A 2,593-nucleotide genomic window follows, 5' to 3' on the forward strand; every position below is an offset into this window, starting at 1 on the left:
GTTGCGATAGGTAAGACTTTGAAGTTATCTCCATCTTTTCCCCCGCTTAGCACTGTACGTGCGACTTTCATCGCATACAGCGCCCCATCTTATTCTTTTATACTAAAGTAACTAGATTACAAACTTTACGAAGTTTGTTTATTTTCTTCAGTTGATTATCGCTCAATTGAAGTATTCTCATATATGTTTTAATCGTCTTTTCATTTGTTGCGTGTATCAGTCTATGGACAAATTCATGTACAATAATTAGGTTATTAAACTCGTCAGTACCTCCCATACCTCTCGGTATTTTATGATGGCAGTGCACATCCTCGGCTGTTAAGAAAATTCCGGTGACAGCGCATTTACCATTTTGCATGGAATACCTCGATATTCTGTTATCTGTATACTCCATGCTCTGTCCTTTATTGGAGGATAGCAACATTTTTTGTATTTCATTGGCAATGTTACCTTTTAGGCTTGCGATGAGTTTTTGTCTTCCTTCTCTAGTATAGTTACACATGTCTTGACTAAAACTTTGAGGGAACCGTGTTTGTATGTCTGCTAGTGGATATACATGGTTACCTGCTATTTCAAAGGTTCTATAATTGTTCCTGTGTAATCTTTTATATAGTCTATTAGCGTTGATAGGAATTTCATATTTCCCTATTGATTTTAGACGATTAAATAAGGTTTTCGAGAGACGAAAAGCTATTTCAGCAAAGTCTATATTCACGTGTGTTGCAATCTTGTAATAGTTTTTAATACCAAGCACATAAGAGTTATAATCCTGTACTGTTTTACCTGATGGACTCTTTTGAATTGCTTTAATTCTTGTTTTTGCTTTTTCAAGGATATCCTTTTTCTTTTTCTCGCTCACATGTGTGTTTGCCACATATCTTTTGCGCTTTTTAACAGATTTGATAGAGAACCCTAGAAAATCCGAAGATTTTCTTTTTAAGTTGGTTATAGTTGATTTTTCATTAGATATATTAAGATTTAATTGATTTTTGAGATACCCTTCCACTGCATAGAATATTTTAGTTGCCGATTGATGATTGTTGGTAAAGATTTTAAAGTCATCTGCATATCTAACTATATGCATTTTCTTCAATTTCGCTTTTATCAACAGTGGATTTTTGGTTTTTGTTGTATATGGTTTTCTTGTTTTAATATTCTCCCACTGACTAGATATCCACCAATCTAAATCATTTAATACAACATTACTGAGTAATGGACTTAGAATCCCTCCTTGCGGAGTTCCTTTTGTAGGAATGCCTTTTCCTTTAATTGGTGCTTTTAACATTTTCGAGATGATTGTCAGAACTCTTTTATCAGTTATCCCTATGTTGTATAGTTGTTTCAATAGTTTGGAATGGTTTACGTTGTCAAAGAAACCCTGTATATCAATGTCAACTACGTGGTTAAATCTACCTCTGTTTATCAAGTATTGACACCTAGCCATCGCATGGTGTGTTGACCTATTAGGTCTGAATCCATATGAATGTTTATAGAATTTTGCTTCACATATTGGTTCTAGAACCTGCTTAAACATTTGTTGAATCAATCTATCTCTCATTGTAGGGATTCCTAGCGGGCGTTTCTTCCCATTTGACTTAGGTATCTCCACCCTGCGTACCGTATTTGGTTTATAGTGTTCGAGAGTTTTTCTTATATTATCAACGAAAGAATCTACCTTTTCCATTTTATAATGGTCGATTGTGATACCATCTGTTCCTTCAGTTTTTGAACCAGTGTTAGCCTTTATATTTCTATATGCCAGTAGAATATTTTCCTTTGATATGATGTGCTTATACAAATTTATCCCTTTAGTAGCATTGTTTTCACTACGTTGATATAAATCATCAAACACTTTTTGTATATTGTAATATTCTGCATGTCGTAATGTTGTACTCACCGATGTATTAATTCCCCTTTCTTTCGAAAAGTCCCATCATCTTACTCGATCCTGTGAGTTACATCTAGTTAATTTAGTTTTCAAAGAACAAGACTAGGGACTATCCCTCCACATTCGTTACATGCTTCCTCGGTACTGTGTCCCCACCTTCACAAGAATGAAGCAATTTCGGTTCGTTCGAACCTTATATGCATCTGTCCGTTAGTAGACGTTGATGACAGTTTCTTGCTTACCACGTTCCGATTGACCTAGCTATACATATATCCTTAGGTGCTTGCTTTAAGCCTGTTATCTTTACATCCTCATCGTTAGATGTTCCGAATTTCATACTATTTAATCTTACTTTTCGGTAGATAACGTCGTCATTAACGACATATACATTTCTGATATATTAAACGTTTAGACCCGTACATTCGCAAGTTTGCCAGTCCGTTAGGACATTCTCACCTTAGATATTTTGTAGCACCCCGACCTATCCATTACCATATGATTTCTCACTTAGGTTTTGTTCAGTCGACTTCACCTAGCTTCATACAACTTGTGACTACTATCACGCCTTGCATGTAGGAGTATCAGATAAGTAGTTTCAGCTCAACTTGACGGCTTTCATTCCTACTTTCGGTCAATCCGTTGTTGTCATCAAATTGATAACCCTCCCATTTCGTGTTTATACACTTATAGGGAAACGTGTCGCAC

The 2,593-nt window shown here is 35.6% G+C and carries 1 protein-coding gene; it reads right to left on the reverse strand.

Annotation, left to right across the window (positions count from 1 at the left end):
- Window positions 1-97: 97 nt before the first annotated feature.
- Entirely contained in the window at window positions 98-1,897 is a 1,800-nt protein-coding gene (gene ltrA, locus KVT31_RS29195; protein ID WP_061654177.1) for a group II intron reverse transcriptase/maturase, read from the reverse strand.
- Window positions 1,898-2,593: the final 696 nt, after the last annotated feature.

This window comes from Bacillus sp. GbtcB14 (genome assembly GCF_019091205.1).
GTDB lineage: Bacteria > Bacillota > Bacilli > Bacillales > Bacillaceae_G > Bacillus_A > Bacillus_A cereus_AG.